Source organism: Paenibacillus pasadenensis DSM 19293, assembly GCF_000422485.1.
GTDB lineage: Bacteria > Bacillota > Bacilli > Paenibacillales > Paenibacillaceae > Paenibacillus_O > Paenibacillus_O pasadenensis.
The window spans coordinates 52,026-74,913 of the sequence record NZ_KE383855.1 but is presented as its reverse complement, the minus strand read 5'-3'; the positions used below and the strand labels follow the sequence as shown (position 1 = coordinate 74,913).

General features: G+C 65.5%; 19 protein-coding genes. 11 read left to right on the top strand and 8 right to left on the bottom strand.

Annotation, left to right across the window (positions count from 1 at the left end; all coding sequences use genetic code 11):
• Nucleotides 1-13: 13 nt before the first annotated feature.
• From H582_RS0121420 to H582_RS0121385, 7 genes are all read left to right on the top strand, one after another.
• Complete coding sequence (locus H582_RS0121420) at nucleotides 14-613, top strand: TetR/AcrR family transcriptional regulator (RefSeq protein WP_028600176.1); 600 nt, start codon at nucleotides 14-16, stop codon at nucleotides 611-613.
• Between the two features lie 75 nt (nucleotides 614-688).
• Nucleotides 689-1,921 (top strand): MFS transporter, encoded by a 1,233-nt coding sequence (locus tag H582_RS0121415; protein WP_028600175.1) that lies wholly within the window; start codon nucleotides 689-691, stop codon nucleotides 1,919-1,921.
• A gap of 215 nt (nucleotides 1,922-2,136) precedes the next feature.
• Nucleotides 2,137-3,120: a nucleoside hydrolase gene (locus H582_RS0121405; protein WP_043111723.1), complete on the top strand. Its 984-nt coding sequence runs from the start codon at nucleotides 2,137-2,139 to the stop codon at nucleotides 3,118-3,120.
• A 13-nt stretch (nucleotides 3,121-3,133) separates the two neighbouring features.
• Nucleotides 3,134-3,832 (top strand): response regulator transcription factor, encoded by a 699-nt coding sequence (locus tag H582_RS0121400; protein WP_028600173.1) that lies wholly within the window; start codon nucleotides 3,134-3,136, stop codon nucleotides 3,830-3,832.
• 92 nt (nucleotides 3,833-3,924) lie between these two features.
• The gene (locus H582_RS0121395) at nucleotides 3,925-4,848 is read left to right on the top strand and encodes an ATP-binding cassette domain-containing protein (protein WP_028600172.1); all 924 of its coding nucleotides are present in this window, start codon (nucleotides 3,925-3,927) and stop codon (nucleotides 4,846-4,848) included.
• On the top strand, nucleotides 4,841-5,611 hold the full coding sequence (locus H582_RS0121390; protein WP_028600171.1) for an ABC transporter permease: 771 nt from the start codon (nucleotides 4,841-4,843) through the stop codon (nucleotides 5,609-5,611). Before H582_RS0121395 ends, H582_RS0121390 begins: the two co-directional genes overlap by 8 nt.
• A 24-nt stretch (nucleotides 5,612-5,635) precedes the next feature.
• Nucleotides 5,636-6,538 (top strand): sensor histidine kinase, encoded by a 903-nt coding sequence (locus H582_RS0121385; protein ID WP_028600170.1) that lies wholly within the window; start codon nucleotides 5,636-5,638, stop codon nucleotides 6,536-6,538.
• A 113-nt stretch (nucleotides 6,539-6,651) separates the two neighbouring features.
• On the opposite strand, the gene H582_RS33185 is transcribed toward H582_RS0121385, so the two are convergent.
• Together H582_RS33185 and H582_RS0121375 are read right to left on the bottom strand one after the other, a co-directional pair.
• Nucleotides 6,652-8,160: a collagen-like domain-containing protein gene (locus H582_RS33185; protein ID WP_052333517.1), complete on the bottom strand. Its 1,509-nt coding sequence runs from the start codon at nucleotides 8,158-8,160 to the stop codon at nucleotides 6,652-6,654.
• Between the two features lie 21 nt (nucleotides 8,161-8,181).
• Complete coding sequence (locus H582_RS0121375) at nucleotides 8,182-10,623, bottom strand: invasin domain 3-containing protein (RefSeq protein ID WP_028600169.1); 2,442 nt, start codon at nucleotides 10,621-10,623, stop codon at nucleotides 8,182-8,184.
• Between the two features lie 222 nt (nucleotides 10,624-10,845).
• Here H582_RS0121375 and H582_RS0121370 point away from each other — a divergent pair, with 222 nt between their 5' ends.
• The 4 genes from H582_RS0121370 to H582_RS0121355 are packed head-to-tail and all read left to right on the top strand — an operon-like array spanning nucleotide 10,846 to nucleotide 14,819.
• Nucleotides 10,846-11,931, top strand: coding sequence for an iron-siderophore ABC transporter substrate-binding protein (locus H582_RS0121370; protein ID WP_028600168.1), 1,086 nt, complete (start codon nucleotides 10,846-10,848; stop codon nucleotides 11,929-11,931).
• Nucleotides 11,924-12,967 (top strand): FecCD family ABC transporter permease, encoded by a 1,044-nt coding sequence (locus H582_RS0121365; RefSeq protein WP_052333516.1) that lies wholly within the window; start codon nucleotides 11,924-11,926, stop codon nucleotides 12,965-12,967. The genes H582_RS0121370 and H582_RS0121365 overlap by 8 nt, the downstream gene beginning before the upstream one ends.
• Nucleotides 12,964-13,995 carry a FecCD family ABC transporter permease gene (locus H582_RS0121360; RefSeq protein WP_028600166.1) on the top strand — a complete coding sequence of 344 codons (1,032 nt, stop codon included), beginning with the start codon at nucleotides 12,964-12,966 and terminating at the stop codon, nucleotides 13,993-13,995. Before H582_RS0121365 ends, H582_RS0121360 begins: the two co-directional genes overlap by 4 nt.
• 2 nt (nucleotides 13,996-13,997) lie before the next feature.
• The gene (locus H582_RS0121355; protein WP_028600165.1) at nucleotides 13,998-14,819 is read left to right on the top strand and encodes an ABC transporter ATP-binding protein; all 822 of its coding nucleotides are present in this window, start codon (nucleotides 13,998-14,000) and stop codon (nucleotides 14,817-14,819) included.
• A 99-nt stretch (nucleotides 14,820-14,918) separates the two neighbouring features.
• Here the strand turns inward: H582_RS0121355 and H582_RS0121350 are convergent, their stop codons facing one another.
• From H582_RS0121350 to H582_RS0121325, 6 genes are all read right to left on the bottom strand, one after another.
• A complete protein-coding gene (locus H582_RS0121350) occupies nucleotides 14,919-16,646 on the bottom strand; it encodes a hypothetical protein (RefSeq protein WP_028600164.1) in 1,728 nt (575 codons plus the stop codon).
• A complete protein-coding gene (locus tag H582_RS0121345) occupies nucleotides 16,643-17,614 on the bottom strand; it encodes a sugar phosphate isomerase/epimerase family protein (RefSeq protein ID WP_174817678.1) in 972 nt (323 codons plus the stop codon). Before H582_RS0121345 ends, H582_RS0121350 begins: the two co-directional genes overlap by 4 nt.
• Nucleotides 17,615-17,657: 43 nt before the next feature.
• Nucleotides 17,658-19,295 (bottom strand): hypothetical protein, encoded by a 1,638-nt coding sequence (locus H582_RS0121340; RefSeq protein ID WP_043111734.1) that lies wholly within the window; start codon nucleotides 19,293-19,295, stop codon nucleotides 17,658-17,660.
• Nucleotides 19,296-19,343: 48 nt separating this feature from the next.
• Complete coding sequence (locus H582_RS0121335; RefSeq protein ID WP_028600161.1) at nucleotides 19,344-20,216, bottom strand: carbohydrate ABC transporter permease; 873 nt, start codon at nucleotides 20,214-20,216, stop codon at nucleotides 19,344-19,346.
• A 33-nt stretch (nucleotides 20,217-20,249) separates the two neighbouring features.
• Nucleotides 20,250-21,092 (bottom strand): ABC transporter permease, encoded by an 843-nt coding sequence (locus tag H582_RS0121330; protein ID WP_052333529.1) that lies wholly within the window; start codon nucleotides 21,090-21,092, stop codon nucleotides 20,250-20,252.
• A 142-nt stretch (nucleotides 21,093-21,234) separates the two neighbouring features.
• Nucleotides 21,235-22,848, bottom strand: coding sequence for an extracellular solute-binding protein (locus H582_RS0121325; RefSeq protein WP_052333514.1), 1,614 nt, complete (start codon nucleotides 22,846-22,848; stop codon nucleotides 21,235-21,237).
• Nucleotides 22,849-22,888 lie beyond the last annotated feature (40 nt).

The window sequence follows — 22,888 nt, the reverse complement described above, 5'->3', positions numbered from 1 at the left end:
GGGTGAGGCCGAGTTGAACAAGAAGCAGCAGCAGACGGAGCAGACGAAAAAACGGATCGCCGACGCCGCACGGACGTTGTTCGTGCAAAAGGGCTACAAGGCGACGTCGATCGACGAGATCGTCCAGGCGACCGGCTGCAGCGCCGGCAACATCTACTACCATTTCAAGAGCAAGGAAGGGCTCATCCTCCATCTGCTCGACGAGTGGAACCGCGAATGGGAAGACAACTGGCTCGCCGAGGAAGCCCGCTACGAGACGGCGGCCGACAAGCTGTACGGCATGGCCGAGCATCTCGCGCTCGACCAGTGGAGCCACCCGCTGGCCAAGGCGGTCGACGAGTTTTTCAACCTGTCCGACAAGACGAGCGGCGTCGAAGAGCGAATGCACGGCATCGTGGAAGGCTATCTGGCGTTCAACCGCCAGCTGCTGCAAAAGGGCGTCGACAGCGGAGAGTTCGCGGTCCAGGACGTGGAGACGGCGGCTCTCCTGCTGGACAGCCTGCTCTACGGCCTCAGCCAGCATGCCAAGCGCATGACGCGGGAAAAGGCTCTCGCGGCCTATCGGGCCGGAATGGATGCGTTCCTGTACGGAATCGCCGGAGCGGCTCGGTAACAGCCGCGCTTTTTTTCGCCATATTCTAGAACGAATATTCAGGATTTTCGCAATCCATCAGGGGGTACCATCATCATGACGCTTCTACTGCGCAACCGCGGAGCGATCCTGCTCCTCATGCTCAACCTGTTTATCGTCTTCACCGGCATCGGCCTCGTCATCCCGATCATGCCGAAATTCATGGAGCTGCTCGGCATCTCCGGCAGCCTCGTCGGCCTGCTCGTCGCTTCCTTCTCGCTGACGCAGCTGCTGTTCTCTCCGCTCGCGGGACGGCTCTCCGACCGGTTCGGCCGCAAGCGGCTGATCGTGATCGGCATGACCGTCTTCGCCGTATCCGAAGCGCTGTTCGGCTTCGCCGAGCAGCCTTGGCTGCTGTTCGCCTCGCGCCTGCTCGGCGGCGTCAGCGCCGCGCTCATCATGCCGGCGGTCATGGCCTACGCCGCGGACGTGACGACCAAGGAGGAGCGCGCGGCCGGGATGGGCTACATCAACGCCGCGATCACGACCGGCTTCATCATCGGGCCCGGCATCGGCGGCTACATCGCCGAGTTCGGCCTGCGCGTGCCGTTCTATGCGGCCGGCGTCGCCGGCCTGATCGCCGCGGCGCTCACGCTGTTCGTGCTGCGCGAGTCGAAGCCGGCGCAGCCGGACGCAGCCGCATACGCGGCGCAGCTTCCGGACGCCTCCTACGGCCGCCGGCGCGGCCTCGCCGGCCAGCTGCTGACGTCCCACCGCGAGCCGTACTTCTTCAGCCTGATCGTCGTCTTCACGTTGTCGTTCGGCCTCGCCAACTTCGAGACGGTGTTCGGCCTGTTCGTCGACCACCGGTTCGGCTTCGAGCCGAAGGACATCGCCTTCATCATCACGTTCGGCTCCATCGCCGGCGCCGTCGTGCAGGTGACCGCCTTCGGCTGGATCCTGAACCGGTTCGGCGAAAAGCGCGTCATCTCAACCTGCCTGCTGTTCGCCGGCGTCTTCATCCTGCTGACGCTGTTCGTGCATACGTTCTGGCTCATCTTCGCCGTGACGTTCGTCGTCTTCCTCGCGATCGACATCCTGCGGCCGGCCATCAGCACGCAGATGTCCAAGCTCGCCGGCGCCGAGCAGGGCTACGTCGCCGGCTTGAACTCGGCCTTCACGAGCCTCGGCAACATCGCCGGCCCGATCGTCGCCGGCGTGCTGTTCGATCTCCATATCGCCATGCCGTATGCGCTCGCGAGCGTCGTGCTGCTGCTCTGCTTCGTGCTCTCGACGGGGCTGCGGACCGGCAAGCCGGGATCGCCGCCGTCTAGCCGCCAGCCAAGCTGAAGCGCCCGCCTCCGGCCATGCCGGCCATGCGGGCCGCCAGCTGCGACGGGTTCCGGCTCATCGAGCAGGAGCCGCTCGCCGCAGGTTTCGGTCCGAAGCGCAAAGCATGGTATCCTTGTGGAAAGAAGGCGCGGCTTTCCCCCTGATTCCGGCCGCCTGCGGGCGGGCCGGCCAGGCAAGCCCGCTTCAACCTACAAGCAAAGGGTGGTCTCTTCATGAATCCGAATCTCCGACTGATCGTCGATACCGACACCGCCGGCGACGACGTCACGTCGCTGCTGATGGGCCTGCTCTGGCCCGGCGTGCGCATCGAGGCGATCACGACCGTCATGGGCAACATCCCTGTCGAGCAATGCACGGCCAACGCGCTGACGACAGTCGAGACGGCGGGCCGCGGCGGCGAGGTGCCGGTCTACCAAGGCTGCGACCGGCCGCTGCTGCGGCCGCTCGTGCAGGCGGCCTACGTCCACGGCGCGGACGGCATGGGCGAGTCGAGCTTTCCGCCGCCCCGGCATCGCGCCGAGGCCGAGCATGCCGCGAACGCGATCGTCCGGCTGCTCAGCGAGCATCCGGGCGAGCTGGAGCTCGTCGCCCACGGCCCGCTCACGAACCTCGCCGTCGCTTATATGCTCGATCCGTCCATCGTCCGCAAGGTCAAGAAGGTGTGGGTCATGGGCGGCAGCTGCCACTTCCGGGGCAACATCACGGCGACGGCCGAATTCAATTTCTACGTTGATCCCGAGGCGGCCCGGATCGTGTTCCAGGCGGGCTTCCCGATCGTCATGATCGGCTGGGACATCTGCTGCCGCAACGCGCTCGTCGGCGGCGAGGATCTCGACCGCCTGCAGGCGATCGACACGCCGACCGCCCGCTTCTACCGCCAGGTCAACCGCAAGGCGCTCGCCTTCAACCGCGCCAACGGCCTCGACGGCGTCACCCATCCCGACTCCGTCACGATGGCGATGGCGATCCGTCCGGAGCTGATGCAGCGCTCGCAGCGCTGCCAGGTGGAGATCGAGTGCCAGAGCGAGGCGAACCGCGGCTTCAGCGCCGTCGATACGCGGCCCGCGCCCGAAAATACGCCGGCCTGGACCGGCGGCGAGCGGACAAGCGCCGAGGTGTGCCTGGAGGCCGACTACGGCCTGTTCTACCGGATGCTGACGGCGGTGCTGAGCGGCGATTTCCGCGAGTTCGAATGAGAGGAGGAGACCGATGGCGGACAAGCTGTCCATCCTCGTCGTCGAGGACGACGACGACATCAGCCGGCTGCTGTGCGGCGTGCTGCGCAAGGACGGGCATGACCCCCAGCCGGCCTACTCCGGCACGGAGGCGCTGCTGTACCTCGAGCAGCGGCCGTGGGCGCTCGTGCTGCTCGACCTGATGCTGCCGGGCAAGCGGGGCGAGGAGCTGCTGGAGACGATCAGCGCGCGGCACGGCTGCCCCGTCATCGTCATCTCCGCGCGGGACGGGCGCGAGCCCAAGATCTCCGCGCTGCGGACCGGCGCGGACGACTACATCACCAAGCCGTTCGACCTCGAGGAGGTATCGGCCCGCGTCGAGTCGGTGCTCCGGCGCCATCGCCGCCTGCCGCAGCAGCCGGGCCCGCGGCCGCCGCTGCGGCATAAGGACCTGGAGCTCGACCCCGAGGCCCGGACGCTGACGGCGGGAGGGACCGAGCTTGCGCTGACGGCGCGCGAGTTCGACATCATCGCGCTGCTGATGGCTTCTCCAAGGAAGCTTTTCACCAAGGCGAACCTGTTCGAAAGCGTCTGGGGCGAGGAATTCCTCGGCGGAGGCGACAACGTCGTCGGCGTGCATATCAGCCATCTGCGGAGCAAGCTGGCCAAGGGCAATCCGGAGGAAGAGTACATCGAGACGATCTGGGGCATGGGCTACCGGCTCAAAACTTAAGCCTTTCTTATGGATCGGCTTTACGAACGCTTACGAAACGGCCTCTATGCTTGAGCTATGACCCGATCAGGGAACAGGAGGCTGAGGCAATCATGCAGGAATACGTCCTGAGGACGCATCAATTGACCAAGCAGTACGGCAAGCAGATCGCGCTCGACCATGCGGACATGACGGTCCGCAAAGGCGCGATCTACGGCTTCATCGGGCAGAACGGAGCCGGCAAGTCGACGCTCATGAAGCTCGTGACGGGACTCGCGTTCCCGACATCCGGATCGGTCGAGCTGTTCGGAGCCGCGAGCGGCTCCGAGCTCGTGCAGGCGCGCCGGCGCATGGGGGTATCCATCGAGAGCCCCGCGCTCTACCCGCAGCTCACCGCCGCCGAGAATCTGGAGGCGCACCGGCTGCAGCAGGGCGTCCCCGGCCGGGACAGCGTCCGCCGCACCCTCGAGCTGGTCGGCCTGTCCGGCACCGGACGCAAGAAGGCGCGGGCGTTCTCGCTCGGCATGAAGCAGCGGCTGGCGCTCGGCGTCGCGCTGCTCGGGCAGCCGGAGCTGCTCATCCTCGACGAGCCGACCAACGGACTCGATCCGATGGGCGTCGTCGAGATGCGCGAGCTGCTCACGCGGCTGAACCGGGAGAGCGGGATTACGATCCTCATCTCCAGCCACATCCTGAGCGAGCTCCATCTGCTGGCCACGCACTACGGCATCATCCACCAGGGCCGGCTGCTGGAGCAGCTGACGAGCCGGGAGCTGCAGGAGCGCTGCCGCCAGTTCATCCATATCAAAGTAAATCTGCCGGAGCGCGCGGCCGTCGTGCTCGAGCGCGAGCTCGCGACCCGGGAATTCGAGGTGGCCGCGGACGGCAGCATCCGGCTGTACGCGCATCTCGACCGGCCGGCCGCCGTCGCCTCGGCGCTCGTCGCCGGCGGACTGGAGCTCGAGCAGCTCATGCCGATAGGCGAGGATCTCGAAAGCTACTTCGCCTCGCGGATCGGAGGCGGCAATCATGCTTAACCTGCTGCGCTCCGAAAGCTACAAGCTGCTCCGCAACCGCTCCCTCTGGCTGCTCGCGGCCGTGCTGGCCGCATCGGGCATCGCCTACGTCCTGATGGCGTACTACGACGAATCGAACGGCGGCGGGACGCTGAGCGCGGTCAGCGGGCTCGACCTGCTGGCCATGGCGATGGGAGGCAACAACTACGTCATCAAGATCGGGCTGTGCGTGCTGGCCGGATTTTTCATCTCCAGCGAATACAGCGCCGGCACGATCAAGCGCGGCGCCGCTTCCGGCTATGGCCGCAGCCGCTTCATCGCCGCCAAGCTGCTCGTCTTCATCGGCGGCTCGGCGCTCGTCTCGCTGATCTTTCCGGCGGTCATCTTCGCGCTCGGCTCCGCGCTCATGGGCGTCGGCGAGCTGCCGGGCGGAGCGTCCGCGGCGGACTACGCCTGGCGCTCGCTGCTCGTGACGATCACGCTGTCCGCGGCGTTCGCCGCCGTGACCGGAGCGGTGGCGACCGCGCTGACCGACAGCGGCAAGACGATCGGCGCCCTGTTCGTCTTCTATTTCTTCGCGGACGGCCTGTATGGCATGATCGGCAAGTTCATCCCGTTCGTCGAAACGATGTACCGGCACTCCATCTTCCATCTGATCAACACCTATGCCGATCCGGCGATGGGCTCCGCGCAGCTCGCGCAGTCGATCTATGTCCCGCTGCTCGTCGCCGCCGCCTTCGTCGGCATCGGCATCGCCGTCTTCGAGCGCAAGGAAATCCGCTAGCTCATAAAAAGGAGGAGGCAGCTCATGACGGCCGTCCTGATCACCCTGTCCTTGGGCCTGGCCGCACTCTGCCTGCTCCGGCTGCTGCGGATGCGCAAGGAAGTGCGTTCCCTCGCCCGCCATCTGCGCCGCTACAACGACGGCGAGGTGTCCGGCCAAGCCGTCATCGGCGGGCCGGACCGCGCGCTGGAGGCGCTGGCCGCGGAGATCAACCGCCACACCGGCCTCATCGTCCAGGCGCATGCCGAGCGGCGTCGCACGGAGGACGAGCTCCGCCAGGCCGTCGCCAACATCTCGCATGACCTGCGCACGCCGCTGACGTCCATATCCGGCTACATCCAGCTGCTGGAGCGGGAGGGCCTCGGCGGGGACGAGCGCCGGGAAGCGGTCGCCATCATCCGCAAGCGCGCCGTACGGCTGAAGTCGCTGCTGGATGACTTCTACGAGCTGTCGAGGATCGACTCCGCCGACTATGCGCTGAAGCCGGAGCGGCTCCGGCTCGACACGCTCGTCCCCGAGATTCTGATGGGCTTCTACGACGCGATGGAGGAAAAGGGGCTGGAGCCCGCCTTCGAGCTGACCGAGCGGCCGCTCGTCATCCGCGCGGACGAGTCCGCGGTGCGCCGCGTCATGGAGAACCTGACGCTGAACATGATCCGGCACGCCTCGGGACGGATCGAGATCGCCCTGACGGCAGACGGAGGGGTCGCGGCGCTCCGCCTCCGCAACCGCGCGCCGCAGCTGCTCGGCACCGACCCGGAGCTGCTGTTCAACCGGTTCTACATGGCCGATGCGTCCCGCTCCGGGTCGAGCTCCGGCCTCGGCCTGTCCATCGCCCGCGGGCTGATGGTCAAGATGGGCGGCACCCTGAGCGCCAGGATGGAAGGCGACGAGCTGGAGCTGACCTGCGAGTGGCGGCTGGCCTAGCGGCGGCGACGGTGAAGAGATTTCGTACGAGCAGCAAAAAGGGCAGCCCCAAAGGCCGATGAATCGGACCTGGGGGCTGCCCCTTTGCTATTCGGGCACGCTCCTTCGCGCGTTTAGAACAGTTTCTCCGGCGAAGGCACGACCGTCTGAATCAGCCGCCCGGCGTCGCCGTTGCGCGCCGCGAAGCTGCTTGTGGAGCCTCCGGCCCCGCCATTGCCGCCGGACGCGCCGCCGCCTCCGCCGGCGTTGACAGACGGCGACGATCCCGCCATCGCTCCTGCCCCTCCGCCATTGCAGTAGATTTGGCCCGTAATGGCCAGCGGGTTCGCCGAGATCAGGTGCACGATGCCGCCGCCCCCGCCTCCTCCGCCGCCTTCGGCGTCGCCGCCGTTGCCGTCGAAGCCGGAAGCGCCGGCTCCTCCGTTCGCCAAGATCACGCCGTTCACGGTCAAAAGGCCTTTCGAGCCGAGCACGACGATTCCTCCGGCTCCTCCGCCGCCCCCTGGGATGCCCTGGCCGGGGACGCCTGGATTCATCCCGTTGGCTCCGCTGGCGTTGATGACCGCGCCGCTCGCCACATCCAGGCTCCCCTGGGCGATCAGGACGATGGCTCCGCCTCCTTCGCCGCCGCTGGCCGCCGCGCTTCGGCTGCCCGCGCCACCTGCCGCCGCCTCAGGCAGCGTAATCCGGGCCGCAGCGATCGAGGACAGCCCTTTGCCGCCGACTCCAGGACCTGCCGCCGACAGCGAGACGCCGGGATGAGGGCTGTACGGATTGGCGTTGCCCGCTCCGGTCTGCACCGTGATGGCGCCTGTTATTTTGATGTCCCCCGTAGCGCGGATGATTGTGCCGCTCGGTACGAGCAGATTCCCTGAAATCGTGACGTTGGTAAACTGCAGGTTGCCGCTCGCATAAGCGCCCGGAGAATTCACCCAATCCAGCGACTGGCCGGCGGGCACGTTCAGCGCTCCGGCCGAGCCGTCGCCGTAGGCGCCGCTGTCGCCGGCCGGCCCTTGCGGTCCTTGCGGTCCTTGCGGTCCCGTCGCCCCGGCCGGTCCTTGCGGCCCTTGCGGTCCCGTCAGCCCGGCCGCTCCGGCGTCCCCTTTCGGCCCCTGCGGACCAACCGGTCCGGCTGCTCCAGCGGCGCCCGGCTCGCCTTTCTCGCCCTGCAGCCCTTGCGGACCTGGCTCCCCCTTCTCGCCTTGCGGACCTGGCTCTCCCGGCTCTCCCTTTACTCCCGGCAAGCCTTGCGCTCCGGCTTCTCCCGCCGCTCCCGGCTCGCCCTTCTCGCCTTTCTCACCTTTCTCGCCCTTCTCGCCCTGCGGCCCTTGCGGGCCGGCAGGTCCCGCATCCCCGGTCTCGCCCTTCGTTCCTTGCGCGCCCGCCGGTCCTTGCGCTCCCCTTGGACCGACCGGTCCCTGGTCGCCTTTCAGGCTGAGCTTGTAGGCCGTCTGGCCCGAAGCGCAGCTGCTGCCTGGAGCGAGCAGGCTCATCTGGCCGGTGCCGCTGACGCAGATCTGGATGGAATCGAGCGGCGCGGAAGTCGCCCACGCTCCTGGAATCTGGACGACGAGCATCAAAGCGCCCGCCACCAGGACAATCTTGCTTTTCAGCATCTTCATCGATGATGACCCTCTCTCTCGTTAAATGAACCGCACGAGCTTCAGCATCCGCTCCAGCATGGCGGCCGTCTCCGCACGCGTGGACAAGCTGGTCGGCCTGAACTTGCCGCCGTCCGCGATGATGCCCGTCTCTGCGGCCTTGATCGCTGCGGCCTGCGCCCAGGCCGCAATCTCGCCTGCATCGGCGAGCGTCGCTGTCCGGGCCGAGCCGGCCGTCTCCGCGCCCGTGTACGCCATCGCTCCGACGACCATCCGCACGAGCTCCTGGCGCGTCACGGATCGGCCGGGACGGAACGATCCGTCCTCGTAGCCGGAGACGAGCCCTGCCTGATAGGCCGCGCTCACCGCCTGCTCGTACCAGCCGCCGGCCGTATCCGCGAACGGACTGCCCGTCTCCGCATCGGCGAGTCCGAGCGACCGCACGAGCAGCGCCGCGACCTCCGCGCGCGTAATCGGCGCATCCGGAGCGAACAGGCCCTGGCCCCGTCCCTCGAAGATCAGCCTGGAAGCAAGCTGCTCGATCGAGGCCCGGCCCCAGTGCCGCTCCACGTCGCGGAACGTCGCCGGCCGGTCGATGACCGTGAATATGCCGCCTCCCTGCCGCTCAATGACCGCGACCCAGCGGCCGTCCTGCCGTTCGAACCGGGTCGGCACGAACTGGAAGCGGTTCGCCGCCGCATCCCACGCGACGCCCGCAGCCGTCGCCGGGACGGCGTCTGCCGACAGCGGAACCGTACGCGCCGCGTAGCGGTCGAACACGCTCAGGAACGCGCTTTTGCCGTTGCCGCCCGTCACCTGGATGTCGATCGAGGCTGCCGCCGAAAGCCTCCGCGCCCCAAGCCTTTCCGCCGCCTGAGAGACCGCCGCCTCGATGGCCTCGTCCGGAGTGCGCGCCTTGAAATGAAACCCGACCGCATCCTCCGCCACGCCGAACCGCTCGCTGTACCGCTTGGCCGACAGCTCGGAGATCGGCACCGACAGCGTCGCTCCGCCCGCCTCGCGGAGCTGCAGCTTCGCCTGCGGGTTCAGCCGCGCGATCTCGCGCAGCGCAGCGCCGGACAGCCGGATCTCCCCTCCGGCAGCCGGCAGGTCGAGCCGCACGACGCCGTTTTGGATCGCCTCGAGCGGGATCGCCGCAGCCGCGGCCGTCCCGTCAGCCGACACGATCTCGGCCCGCACCGCCGCATCCGGCTCCGCCGGCGGGGCCGACGGTCCCGGCGAGGGAGGCAGGATCGGAGGCGGCTCCGGCGGAGCGGTCGGCTCCGGCAGGCCCGGAGAGGCCGTCGGCTCCGGCTCGACTGCCGGCGCGTTCACGACAAGCTCGGCACTTGCGGACAAGCCTCCGTACTGGGCTGTCAGCATCGTCCGGCCGGGCTTCAGCCCGCGCACGACGCCCTTAGCGTCCACGGAGGCGATCGAGCCGTCGTCCAGCCGGTAGGAGGCGAGCTCCGTCACGCGGCTCGCCGAGCGGTCGCTCCAGAGCGCGCTCACCTCGAGCTCCGCTTGCCCGCCGACGTCCACGTCATAAGCCGGGCGTCCGAACTGCAGCGAGGCGAGCTCAAGCGGCGGGGTCTCGTGCGAGAAAGCCACGTACACGCTCGACGCCACCGTCACGCCGTTCATGGCCGCAGTGATTTCCGCTCCGCCTTCCTCGGTCGGCGCCGTCAGCTCGGCCTGGTAGGCGCCGTAGCTTTCGTAGGCGAACGTGAGCGACACCGGCAGCGGCTCTCCGTTCGGCGCCTCCTGCGGGATCGCGCCGTCGTCCCAGTGCTGGCGCAGCTCGAGCGGCGCGTCGGCAGCGCTCGTCAGGCTGCCGATCGGGCCGTAGGCCGCCGAGACGAGGTTCGCCGCGTAGCGGCCGTAAGCGGCATGCGTCACCGTGCCGAGCTCCCCGCCCGTAGCGGCGAACTGCACCGAGGCTGCCGGCTCGGCGATGTCGTTGCCGTAGCGGTCCTTGAGCTGCAGCGTCAGCACCGTCCGGCTGATGCCGTCCGCCGGCAGGCTCATGCGGCTGGCCGTCAGCACCGAGCGCTCGGGCGACGGCGGTCCCGCCTTGAAATAGACCCGCGCCAGATCCGTCACCGCCACGCCCGCCGCCTCGGCGCTGACGTAGCTGATGCCGGCTGTCGTCGGCGCGGTCAGCACCGCGACATACTCGCCGTCGCCCTGGGCTGCCGGCGGACCCGCCCAGGCTCCGAGCGTCGCCCGGAGCCGGATCTGTTCCGGCGGCAGCTCCACCGCCTCGCCGCTGCCGTCCCTCAGCACGAGGGTCACCGTCGCCCGGCTCGTCCCGTCTGCGGGAATTCCCGCCTCATCCGCATGCAGCGTCCCGTGAATCTCGGTCCCGGACGACGCATAGGCCGGCCCGGGCGGCTGCAGCAGGCCGGCCAGCAGCAGCAGCGCCAGCAGGCCGCTCAGGCGCCTGCGCCAAGGCCCGATCTGTCCGCATGGATGTCTGTCCATGTGATTTCCCCTTTCGATACCGCTATCAAGTGCTGAAACGTACATCGGCAAACCTCGCAGCGCTTGTGAGGGAAATCCGCTCGGAAACCGCGCCGCCGCGCCTATTCGCGGATCGCGTCAAGCTGTTTTTATTGACAAGCTGTTCAAAAGAGGGCTATCATTGATGCTGATAATCATTATCATCATTTTCAAAATTACAGACAAAGGAAGGGTCATGCCACGATGAATGCCTTGAACCGCCGCTTCTCCCTCCGTCTCCCGATCCTGGCCGCCGCGCTGACGCTCGCGCTCGCCGGCTGCTCCAGCTCGACGTCCAACAACTCCCCGGCCTCCTCGCCGAGTCCGTCTCCGAGCGCCGCTCCTACAGCCGCAGCGACCGCTGCGCCGGCCGCCGACTATCCGATCGTCATCAAGCACGCCTTCGGCGAAACGACCATCGAAAGCAAGCCGGAGCGCGTCGCGACGGTCCAGTGGGCGAACCACGACGTCGTGCTCGCGCTCGGCGTCGTGCCGGTCGGCTTCTCCGCAGCCAACTACGGCGTACAGGACGACAGCGGCCTGCTCCCTTGGACCGCCGCGAAGCTCAAGGAGCTCGGCGTGGACAAGCCGAACGTCTACCAGGACACGGACGGCCTTGATTTCGAAGCGATCTCCGACTCCGATCCGGACGTCATCCTCGCGTCGTACTCCGGCATCACGCAGGAAGACTACGACACGCTGAGCCAGATCGCTCCGGTCGTGCCGTACGAGAAGGCTCCATGGGCGACGACGTGGCGCGAGCAGGTGCTGCTCAACGCGACCGGCATGGGCATGAAGGCCGAGGGCGAGCAGCTCATCAAGGACACGGAAGCCCTCATTCAGGAAAAAGCCGCGGCTTATCCGCAGTTCAAAGGCAAAAAGGTCGTCTGGGTCAACTTCTCCGCGAAGGACATGTCGCAGCTGCATCTGTACACGCCGGCCGATCCGCGCGGCGAATTCCTCGTCTCGCTCGGCATGGAGTATCCGGAGAGCGTCACGAGCCAGATCACCGATCCGACGGCTTACTCCCTCAAGCTGAGCGCCGAGAACGCGGAAGCGCTGAGCGATGCCGACATTCTGGTCGGCTATGGCGACGAAGCGCTCTACGAAGCGGTCAAGGCCGATCCGGTGCTGGGCAAGATCGCCGCGATCCAGCGCGGCTCCGTCGTCTTCATCGGCAACGGCACGCCGCTCGCGGCAGCCGGCAACCCGAATCCGCTGTCCATCGCCTATACGATCGACGACTATCTGAAGCTGATCGGAGAAGCCGTCGACAAGAGCAATGGCTAATCCGGCGGCGGCCATCCCGGACGCGGCGGGCAGCTCGCCGGCTCCGAAGCATTTTGCGAAGGTGCTGATCCTCGGGCTCGTCCTGCTCGCGCTGTGCGTCGTCGCCTCCCTCGCCTTCGGCGCCCGCTTCGTGCGGTGGAACGAGCTGATGGACGGCTTGTTCCATCCGGAGGTGGACACCTACGGGGCGAACGTCGTCCGCAAGCGGATCTCCCGCACCGTCTTCGCCCTCTGCTGCGGCGGAGCGCTCGGCGTGTCCGGGGCGCTCATGCAGGCCGTCACCCGCAATCCGATCGCCGATCCGAGCATCCTGGGCGTCAACACCGGCGCCGCTCTGTTCGTCGTCTGCGGGCTGGCTTTCCTGAACATCAGCACCGCGAGCCAGTACATCTGGCTCGCTCTGGCGGGAGCGGCGATCACCGCCGTCTTCGTCTTCGGCATCGGGTCTATGGGACGTGGCGGCGCCACGCCCCTTAAGCTCGTTCTGGCGGGAGCGGCGACGAGCGCGGCGCTGGCCTCGCTCGTCACCGCGATCATGATCCCGCGCTCCTACGTCATGGACCAGTTCCGGTTCTGGCAGGTCGGCAGCGTCGGCTCGGCGACATGGAGCGGCATCGGCACGTTCCTGCCGTTCCTGCTCGCGGGCATCGGCATCGCCATCCTGTGCGCCCCGGCGCTCAACGCGCTCGCGCTCGGAGACGACGCGGCGACCGGCCTCGGCGTCCGCACCGGCTTCCTGCGGTTCGTCGCCGCGCTCGGCGGCGTGCTGCTGTGCGGAGCGACGACGGCGCTCGCCGGCCCGATCGGGTTCATCGGGCTGCTGGCCACCCATCTCATGCGGCTCGTGCTCGGTCCTGACCTGCGGTACGTCATCCCGATGTCCGCGATCGCGGGCGCCGTCATCCTGACGCTGTCCGACATCGTCGGCCGGCTGGCCGGCAACCCCGGCGAGCTGGAGGTCGGCGTCGTCACGGCGTTCATCGGCGCCCCGCTGCTGATCGTGCTGGCGATGAAAGCGAAGGTGCGTTCCCTATGAGCGCGGCCTCGATCTCCCTCATCACGGCGGGGCGCCGCGCCCGGCGCCGCCGCTGGATCGCCGTCACGTCGCTGCTCGCCCTGCTGACGCTCGCGCTCTGCTGCGCCATGCTGCTGCTCGGCAGCACGATCTATCCGGTGCAGGACGTCATCCGGGCGCTCACGGGCGAGTCGGTCAAAGGCGTCTCCTTCGCCGTCAACACGATCCGGCTCCCGAGGATGCTCGCCGGCCTGCTGGCCGGACTCGCCTTCGGCATGGGCGGCTACATCTTCCAGACGCTGCTGCGCAATCCGCTGGCCAATCCGAACGTCATCGGCATCACCTCCGGCTCGAGCGCGGCGGCCGTGTTCGGCATCGTCATCCTGCAGGCGAGCGGCGCCGTCATCTACGTCGCCTCGGTCATCGCCGGGCTGGCGACCGTGGCGGTCATCTACGTGCTGTCGCGCGGCAAGTCGTTCTCCATCGGTCGGCTGATCCTCGTCGGCATCGGCATCCAGGCGATGCTCGACGCGGTCATCTCGTACCTGCTGCTCGTCAGCGCGGAGCAGGACGTGCCGGCGGCGGTCCGCTGGCTGACCGGCAGCCTCAACGGCTCGCACATGGACGAGCTGCCGCCGCTGGCGCTGTCCGTGCTCATCTGCGCGCCGATCCTGATCCTGCTCGGCAAGCCGCTGCATCTGCTGGAGCTCGGCGAGCAGTCCGCGACGTCGCTCGGCGTCAGCGCCGACCGGACGCGGATCGCGCTGTTCCTCGCCTCCGTCTGCATGATCGCGCTCGCCACGGCGACGACGGGACCGATCGCCTTCGTCTCCTTCCTGGCGGGACCGATCGCCAAGCGGCTCGCCGGAGCCGGCTTCTCGAACGTCGTGCCGGCCGGGCTCGTCGGAGCCAGCCTCGTACTGGCGTCCGATCTGATCGGCCAGTTCGCCTTCGCGTACCGGTTCCCGGTCGGCATCGTCACCGGGCTGCTCGGCGCGCCGTATCTGATCTTCCTGCTTGTCCGCATGAATCGAAGGGGAGAATTGTAACCATGAAACCGACTCCTGTGTTCCAAGCCGAGCGGCTGGAGGCCGGCTACGACCAAAAGACGGTCGTCGACGGCGTCAGCCTCGTCGTGCCGTCCGGCCGGATCAGCGTCATCATCGGAGCCAACGGCTGCGGCAAGTCGACGCTGCTCAAGACGCTGGCGCGGCTCATCAAGCCGTCCGCCGGCCAGGTGACGCTGGACGGACGGTCCATCGGCTCGATCGCTCCCAAGCAGCTCGCGCGGACGGTCGGCATCCTGCCGCAGTCGCCGATCGTGCCGGAGGGCATCTCCGTCGCCGATCTGGTCGGACGCGGACGCTATCCCCATCAGCCGCTGCTCGGCGGCTGGTCCAAGAAAGATACGGCGGCCGTCGCCGAGGCGATGGACCTGATGCGCGTGACCGAGTTCGCGGACAAGCCGATCGACGAGCTGTCGGGCGGGCAGCGCCAGCGCGTCTGGATCGCGATGGCGCTCGCCCAGCAGACCGACATCCTGTTCCTCGACGAGCCGACGACGTACCTGGACATCACGTATCAGGTCGAGATCCTCGACCTGCTCACCGACCTCAACCGCGACCACGGCACGACGATCGTCATGGTGCTCCATGACATCAACCTGTCCGCCCGGTACGCGGACTACATCTTCGCGCTGCACGAGGGCAAGCTCGTCGCCGAAGGCAAGCCGGCGGACGTCGTCACCGGCTCGCTCGTCAAAGACATCTTCGGCCTCGACTGCACCGTCATCGAGGATCCTGTATCCGGCACGCCGCTCGTCGTGCCGAGAGGCCGGCATCATGCGGCAGCGGCCGGACAAGGACGCGGCTGACGCTGAGCGGCGAGGCTCAGGCCGGCGCGTCAAGCCGCAGCTGAAAAAGGAAGGCGACCCGCGGAGGGTCGCCTTCCTTTTTTGCCGTCCTTTTTCCATCTATGACAACCGCAGCCTGAACGTATGCGCATACGGCGTCATAAGTTTGGCGACGAGCGCGATGCAGTCCGACGGATACGCCATATGGCTGATCGTCGAAAGAGCGTGTTGCTGGACTCCCCCTTCGAGATGGAGCCAATCGCCGCCGCATGCGTACCGGACACCGCCCCCGTGCCAGCCGAGCCTCCCCTCGCCGTCTTCCGCGAGCGGCAGGTCGGCCGTCAGCTCGCCTTCCGCGCCGAAGAGAAACAACACCTGCGTGAGCACTCTCTCCGGGCCCTCCGCGCTCAGCGAGATGTCCCAGCCTCCATCCGCCTCCGTTACGAGCGCTTCGACGGAATGGCGCTGCTCATGCGTCATGGGCCGCTGCCCGTGGGGAAGCAAATACCAAGGGGCGCCGCTGCTCGTCAACTCGCTCGCCGGCAGCGGGCCGTAGTAGCCCTTCACCGTACTGCCGGACAGCCTGCAGCCTCCGCCCACCTCTTCCAGCTCCTGCATCCGCATGCTTCCGGGATCGAACGTGGAGGCCAGCAGGACCCCTAGCAGCCGAACGGCGCCGTGCCGAAGAGAAAAGAACGACGGCGCCTCCGTCATCGCCGTGACGCTCGTCTTGCCATGCCGATACCGGGCGACTCGGGAGCCGAACTCCGTATGAAGGCCGCCGTGAGCCGGCTGCGGCTGCGGATTGCGCGCCAGCTGGTCCAGATCGGCAGCGCGGGTCGCGGCATAGCCGCGGTTAAGAACAATGCGGTACGACTCCGGCAAGGCCGCACGCTCGCCGCTCCGCTCGCGCCACCGCGGATGCAGCAGATGGCCGATGATCGCCTGATTCGGCGGAACGTCGTCCACCAGGATCGCCTCGGCGGCCAGATCGGCCATTGCGGCATATAGCGGATCGCCGTCGATCTCTTCCATAAGGCGGTAGGCGCAATAGTAATAGGCCAGCGTATGGCGGCGGCCGAAATCCTGACGACTGGAGTAATCCGTGACGACCTCGCCGTCCGGGTGCACGAGATAGACCATCATCCTCAAATTGCGCCGGACCGAATCCAGCAGCTCCGGCTTGTCCAGCAGCTGAGACGCATGAATGAGCATCGTATCGCTGACCGCGTTGTAGATGCCGTTGCTTCGTTCAGTCCATTCTCCGTCCGGCGTCGCGTCCAGTCCTTCGGAGAGCCAGGCTTCCGCGCGCTCTTCCAGCTCGGGAAGGCCGAACATCCGATGCAGATAGCCTAGCGCGGCCGTCATCACCCAGCGATGGTTGGGCGTGTGGCAGCCGCCTGTCAGCATCGCCGGGATCGAGCGCCGGAGCCACAGACGAAGATCCGTCAGCACGTTGGCGAAGCCGTCCCAGCCGGTACGGTCGCACAGATCGACGACGCGCGCGAGGGCGCACACGACGAAGGCCGTGTCGGGCGGAGAGTGATAATTGGTCCAGCCAGGCGATATCGTCCCGTCCTCATGCTGAAAGCGCAGCATGAAGCGGCAGACCATCTCCAGGCGGTCGGCCAGCTCTGGATCGCGGTATCTCGCCGAGTCCGGATTGGCGAGCGCCCCCGCCCACATCTCGATAGCCGCCGCCGTCGTCGTATGATTCGGCCAAGCGGCGCCTGTCAGCGGATCGAGGATTCCGCCGGCCGACGCCCCGCCGGCCTCGTCGATCTGCCGCGCGGCGATCTGCTCCGCCCACTGGTCGTTCAGGATGACGAGGCGTTCATAATCGCTCATTGCTTCAGCTCCCCCTTGTCCAGTCCAAGCGCCGCGATCCTCGACGCGATCAGACGGTGGCTGCGTTCGATTTCGTCAGGCGCGCAGGCCGCCTTCAGCTCGTATACGCGGACCGGCGCGGCTGCGATGAGCGGCAAAAAGACGTCGAATCCGTCGGGGTCGCCGCTGTGCACGTACGGGCACCAATGATCGGCAAGGCCTACGGTCTCGTGAATATGCACGCCGACGATATCGTTCTTCATGGCGAGAGCCTCGCCGACAGGATCGTACAGCCCCATGCGCCCCATCATCATGCCGTGGCCGATATCGTACCATAGCCCGACGGGCGCGCCTGCCAAACGATCGCAGAGCAGCCGCGCCTCCCGCAGCGTCGGAATCTGATAGCAACGCGAGCGCGTTTCCAGACCGAGCCTTACCCGGTAACCGCGGCGGGCGATCTGTTCGCATGCCGCCTCGAGACTGTCGCCGATACGCGCCAAATAAGCGGGCGCAGCTGCCTCCCGGCGTTCCAGCAGCTCGCTCCACCGCGACTGGTATGTCGCAGAGTCCGGGCCATGCTGCCGCCACAACGTCTTCAGCTCGCGGTCGAGCTCCTCTTCGATCGGCACCTCCCCGGGATGCACGACGACCGCGGACGCGCCATAACGATGGGCATGCTCAGCCGAGCGTACGAGCAGCTCGATCGATCGGTCCCGGCGCGGTCCGTCCTCGAATCCGAGCAGGACAGAGTCGGTGCCGTAGTCCGGATCGTCCAGATGCGGAAACGTATTGTGGACGCTGGACACCGCTATGTCGCCGCGTTCGATCATCGGTTCTATCGTGCGCAGCAGATCGTCCGTCACGTTGTAGTTGAGCTCCACCCGCCTGAAGCCCAGGCCCCGGATCTCGTCGATCATATCGGCTCCGAACGAATGGCGCCTGATGTTCCAGCAGGTGGAAAAGGAGTAGTCTTGCTTGTCGGCAAACATCGGAGCCCTCCTCTCTTCTATGAAGCGAAGCCGCCCTCCGCCTTCAGTCGAAGCGAAGCGTGAACTTCATCGTCGCGCCGTCTGCAGCAGATGGGCTATAGCGGTAAGAGACCTCGGCCACGCCTTCGGACAGCGCGACGTCCGGCTTGGGAGCATCGGCCTCGACACGGCAGTCCAATCCCGGCAGCCGCCAGCGCGTCGGCTCGATCACAGCTTCTTGAAGCGCCGGGCCGCGGATTTCGAAGAAGACGTCGATCGGCACGTCCGCCTCGAGCCGCACGTCGATTTCCAGCGAATCCGGCGTTGCGTCGACTTCGAACGCAATGCCGCGAAGATGAGCATTCCAGCCCTCCCCCGCCTCTCGGCGAAGGAGGCGCATCGTATACCGGCCTCCCCTCTCGTCCCGCCAGTGCATCGTCGCCGGATGCAGCTGGCCGTTCGTGTTGCGGCTTCCCGACATCGCTCCGATCATTCGGTCCGCGCCGATCCAGGCTTTGGCCGTGCACAGATTCGTATTCGCTTGCGGATCGTCGCGCTCGCACAGCTCGACGAACCGCTTCCTCACCATCCGGTCGCCCTGGTGCGAGACGAAGTACGGAATCACCTCGCTTGGCGCGTCAACGCCGACGAGAGCGATCATCACGTCATGGCAAGTCTCGCAATTGACGCGAGTCAGATGCTCGTAGCCCTCGCCAAGCAGCAAATACACGAAGACGCCTATCGAGCTGTGCTCCTGCATCTCCATATCGTAGGCGCGGGCGTAAGGCCCGCACAGATTTTCAAGATTCGCGTTGTAATAAAGAGCCATGTTCTCCCACAGTCCTCGTTCAAGCTCGCGGCCGATCTGCAGCAGACGATCGCTGCGGCCGAACCGGCGCCATAGGCCCAGCACGGTCAAGTCAACGCCGTAATAGGTCGTCGTGTTGAACTCGGCGAAGGTGCCGAATTCGCGATGCCGTTCAAGAAAGCTTTCGGCCTGGGCGTACGCATGGGAAATCCATCCGGTCTCCCCGAGCCTGTAGCCGTAGCAATGCGTGATGAAAATATGCATCAGCTCAATGTTGGTATTCATCGGAACCGCATCGGACAGCCGGCGGTCGATCGATCCCTGCACCGCGCGCGCCATCGATTCGTCCATGCGGCGGACGAGGTCGGGCGGCAGCTTCTCCTCGAACAAGGACAGGATCACGGCAAAGGCGCTGGCGATGAACTCCCGCCAGTTCGGGTCGTAGCTATCCCATACCGGAGGCAGCACCTCGGATACGGCCGACTTGAACAGACGCTTCATCTTGCGTGGATCAGCCGCCTCGGCCGCCGCGAGCTTGCCGGCGATCGCCTCCAGCGTCCGGTCCAGATAATAGGCGGTGCCCGGAGCGAACCGCTGCCACGGGTAGCCGCCGACAGGCGGATGCGGCGCTTGCGGCGACGTCCGGAACGTCCCATGGTAGATCTCCCCGGGATAATCGAACTGCAGATCCAGAACGCGTCCGATCACGGCGCAAGCCCGCTCCCGATCCTGCCCCTCGTCGCGCAGCAGCAATCCAAGCGCATAATGCGCGCTGCCGCGGGTGTCTTGCCGTTCCGGCTCCTCATAGCTGCGAATGAGCCTGGCCTGCTCATCGTACGCTCCATCCATGAGAGCCATGGACTGCGTGATCAAGAACCGCTGGCGCTCCGTCATCCCCTGCTCCCGGCCCAAGCGATTAGTGGCGTCATCTCCCATCCTCCGTCACCCCTTGACCGCTCCGACCATGACCCCGCTCACGAAATAGCGTTGAAGCCACGGGTAGACGAGCAGAATCGGAATCGAAGAGAAGATCACGCTGGCGGCCTTCAAGCTCTCCGGCAGCATCTTGACGGCGCCGACGCCTTCGTTTTGCATCAGCTCGGATACCTGGTTCTGCTGGATCATCTGGTAAAGCTTCAGCTGAAGCGGATACAAATCCGGCTTGGTGATGTACATGAGCGCATCTTGAAAGCCGTTCCATCGGCCTACCGCATAGAACAGGCTCAGCGTGGCCAAAACCGGCAGCGACAACGGCAGGATGATGCGCACCAGCGTCCCGAGCTGCGTGCTGCCGTCGATGTCGGCGGCCTCCTCAAGACTGTCCGGGATGCCGCGGAAGAACGAGATCAGAATGATCATGTAGAACGGACTGACAAGAGCAGGCAGCACCAGCGCCCAAATCTCGTCAAGCAGGTGCAGATTGCGAACGAGCATGTACTCGGGAATCATGCCCCCGCTGAAGAACATCGTAATGACGATGACGAGCATGAGCCATCTGCGGCCCTTGAGCGCGCGCTTCGAGAGCGGATAAGCGACCGCGATCGTCGCGGCCATGCTTAGAACGGTGCTGAGAAGCGTCAAGAAAACCGTAAAGCCGAGCGAGGAAATCATGGATGGATCGGAAAAGACCTTGACGTACGCCTCGAACGTAAGCTCGACGGGCAGGAACGAGACTTCGCCCGATCCGATCGCCCGGCCCGAGCTGAGCGAGATCGCGATGATATGAATGAAGGGAGCGAGGCATACGACGATCGCGAGCAGCACGAGAACATAGTTGACGGCATCGAACAACCGCCCAGGCGAGCGTTCCACTATAATACGACCCCTTTCCTTATGTCTGCGGGACGGTCAGAGAATGCTCTCGTCCGTTAATTTGCGAGAAGCGTAGTTCGCTCCGAGCAGAAAGATCAGGCCGACGACCGCCTGGAACAGGCCGACTGCCGTCGCGAGCGTGATCTGCCCGGATTGGAGGCCGACGCGGTAAACGAATGTACTGAGCACGTCCGAATAATCGCGGACGGCAACGTTGCCGATGATGAACGGCCGGTCGAAACCGATCGAGACCATGTTGCCTAAATTGATGATGAGGAGGGTTACGACCGTCGGCTTGATGCCGGGCAGCGTGATATGCCAGATCCGGCGCATGCGGCTGGCGCCGTCGACCTCGGCCGCCTCGAACAGCTCGCGGTTGATGCCCATCATGGCAGCCAGGTACAGGATCGTCCCCCAGCCCGCGCTCTGCCAGACGCCGACCGCGAGATAGGTGATCAGCCAGTAGTTCTTGTCCGACAGGAACGGCACTGCGTCGAAGCCCAGCCCCGTCAGCATATTGTTGATGAACCCGGATTGCGTGCCGAATACCTGAAGCACGATGCCGCCGATAATGACCCAGGAGATGAAATGCGGGACATATAATACGGTCTGCGCCAGCTTTTTGAACCAGGCGGAGCGCATCTCGTACAGCATGACCGCGAGAAGGAGCGGGGCCGGGAAGGAGACGGCCAGATCGAGCAGGTTAAGCATCAGCGTGTTGCGAAGCGCATCGAAGAAATCCCGGTTCGCAAACACTTCGCGGAAGGCGTCGAGGCCGATCCATGGACTTCCGGATATTCCCTGGAAGAAATTGAAGTCTTTGAACGCGATCTGCGTCCCGTACATCGGGCCGTAGCGAAAAATCAAAAAGTAAGCCATCGGCAATAGGAGCAGCGCGTACAGCTGCCAGTACCTTCGGATATATACCACCTGCGGATCCTCCTCTCAAACGGGCCGGCGTCCGCAGGATCGGCGTGCATCCGTGCGGACGGCGACGTAGTTTGAATCATGCATGACACGATTACTTGCCGGACATTTCCTTGTAGGCTGCCGTACGTTCGTCCAGGATCGCCTGACCGCCGCTCGCCATATAATCCTTCATCATGCTCTCGTACACGCTCTCGAAGCTGGCCGGCTTGACGATGGTCGCCTTGACGATGAATTCCTGGAACTTGTCGCTCAGGCTGCTGCCATACTTGGCTTCGGCTTCGATCGGATGATCGAACCGAACCGGCGCGATCGTGTCGGTGTTCGAAATCTCGACGGACTTGCGCATGTCGGCCTGATATTCCTTCGGCGTCTGCGCGATGTAGGCCGCTTCGTTCTTCTCGTCGCTGCCCGCGTATTTGCCGTTGACGATGATCCCGATATCGCCGAAGTTGTAGATGCGGTCGCTTGCTTCCTTGGTGGCGTCTTCCTTGACGACCGGCACGCCGTCGACCATCGTATAGTTCTCGTTCTCTACGCCGAACTGGATGTCGAAGAGGTTCTTGCCGGAAGCCATCCAATCCAGATACTTGACCGCTGCCTCCGCGTTCTGGCTGGACTTCGGAATCATGACGTACATGGCGTTAGGCGCATAGGCCGGCTTGGCGAATTTGCCTTCGCTGTTCTTGAAGGCGTCGATCGGAGTCATGACGGCGCCCGGCACGTTCGTCTGCAAGTTCTTGTAGGAGCCGTTGGCGACGAAGTACAGCTCTCCCGCATCTTCGCTGTAGAATCCGACCTTGCCGCTCTGCATGTCTTCCCACAGCTTCTTCTTATCCTTGTCCAGGCCGAAGTCCTTGCTGATCAGTCCTTCGTTGTACAGCTTATTCATATACTGAAGCGCGTCCTTGAAGCCGGGCAGCAAGGTCGGATAGTCGTTTGAACCGAGCTGCTGGGTCAGGGTATAGCGCTGTTCTTCGGTCAGCGGCTTGATGAACGACCAGATGAGCGGCTCGTACTGAGCGGAGGCGATCGACATGCCGAACGGCACGATGCTGCTGCCTACGCCGCCTGGATCCTTTTCCTTGAACGCCTTCAGCGTCGCATAGAGCTCGTCGGCGTTAGTCGGGGCGGGGAGGCCGAGCTTGTCCAGCCAGTCCTGGCGGATATACGAGGCGTACTTGCCGAGCACCAGACGGCGTCCGGGCACGGCCAGCTGCTTGCCCTTGTATTGACCGTAAGCCAGCGTATCCTCGCCCAGAAACGCTTTAAGATTCGGACCGAATTGGTCGAGAAGGGAAGAGAGCTCCGTCAGGCCGCCTTGCTCCGCATAACGGTTGAAGGTTCCCGAGTCGTAGGTAAAAACGATGTCGGGAACTTCCGAGCCGCTCGCCATGAGCACGTTCAGCTTCTGCACCTCTTCGGAACGTGGGACCGGCACGAACTCGACGTCGATATGGTTCGGATCGCCGAAGCGCTCTTGCACGAGCCGCGTCAGGTAGCTGTCGGAGATCGTGTAGCCGGACGGCGTATTGCCGCGATCGAAGATCTCCACTTTTAATTTTGTCCTCTTCGTCGAGCCGGCATCTGCGGAACCTGTGGAACCGGATGACGAATCGTCTCCGGAAGAACAGGCGGACAACAGCAGCGTCAGCGCCGTTGCTGCGGCCAGCGCCTTGCCTGCAGATCTTTTATGCAGCCATTTCATCTTGACTCTTCCCCTCTCCTGCTATGGATAGTCGTCTCCC

What these genes read in the sequence shown, in the direction of transcription:
- H582_RS0121350 (WP_028600164.1), bottom strand. Translation starts at nt 16,646, where the DNA reads ATGAGCGATTATGAACGCCTCGTCATCCTGAACGACCAGTGGGCGGAG.
- H582_RS0121325 (WP_052333514.1), bottom strand. Translation starts at nt 22,848, where the DNA reads ATGAAATGGCTGCATAAAAGATCTGCAGGCAAGGCGCTGGCCGCAGCA.
- H582_RS0121340 (WP_043111734.1), bottom strand. Translation starts at nt 19,295, where the DNA reads ATGACGGAGCGCCAGCGGTTCTTGATCACGCAGTCCATGGCTCTCATG.
- H582_RS0121405 (WP_043111723.1), top strand. Translation starts at nt 2,137, where the DNA reads ATGAATCCGAATCTCCGACTGATCGTCGATACCGACACCGCCGGCGAC.
- H582_RS0121345 (WP_174817678.1), bottom strand. Translation starts at nt 17,614, where the DNA reads ATGTTTGCCGACAAGCAAGACTACTCCTTTTCCACCTGCTGGAACATC.
- H582_RS0121395 (WP_028600172.1), top strand. Translation starts at nt 3,925, where the DNA reads ATGCAGGAATACGTCCTGAGGACGCATCAATTGACCAAGCAGTACGGC.
- H582_RS0121355 (WP_028600165.1), top strand. Translation starts at nt 13,998, where the DNA reads ATGAAACCGACTCCTGTGTTCCAAGCCGAGCGGCTGGAGGCCGGCTAC.
- H582_RS0121375 (WP_028600169.1), bottom strand. Translation starts at nt 10,623, where the DNA reads ATGGACAGACATCCATGCGGACAGATCGGGCCTTGGCGCAGGCGCCTG.
- H582_RS0121415 (WP_028600175.1), top strand. Translation starts at nt 689, where the DNA reads ATGACGCTTCTACTGCGCAACCGCGGAGCGATCCTGCTCCTCATGCTC.
- H582_RS33185 (WP_052333517.1), bottom strand. Translation starts at nt 8,160, where the DNA reads ATGAAGATGCTGAAAAGCAAGATTGTCCTGGTGGCGGGCGCTTTGATG.
- H582_RS0121365 (WP_052333516.1), top strand. Translation starts at nt 11,924, where the DNA reads ATGGCTAATCCGGCGGCGGCCATCCCGGACGCGGCGGGCAGCTCGCCG.
- H582_RS0121385 (WP_028600170.1), top strand. Translation starts at nt 5,636, where the DNA reads ATGACGGCCGTCCTGATCACCCTGTCCTTGGGCCTGGCCGCACTCTGC.
- H582_RS0121360 (WP_028600166.1), top strand. Translation starts at nt 12,964, where the DNA reads ATGAGCGCGGCCTCGATCTCCCTCATCACGGCGGGGCGCCGCGCCCGG.
- H582_RS0121390 (WP_028600171.1), top strand. Translation starts at nt 4,841, where the DNA reads ATGCTTAACCTGCTGCGCTCCGAAAGCTACAAGCTGCTCCGCAACCGC.
- H582_RS0121370 (WP_028600168.1), top strand. Translation starts at nt 10,846, where the DNA reads ATGAATGCCTTGAACCGCCGCTTCTCCCTCCGTCTCCCGATCCTGGCC.
- H582_RS0121400 (WP_028600173.1), top strand. Translation starts at nt 3,134, where the DNA reads ATGGCGGACAAGCTGTCCATCCTCGTCGTCGAGGACGACGACGACATC.
- H582_RS0121330 (WP_052333529.1), bottom strand. Translation starts at nt 21,092, where the DNA reads ATGGCTTACTTTTTGATTTTTCGCTACGGCCCGATGTACGGGACGCAG.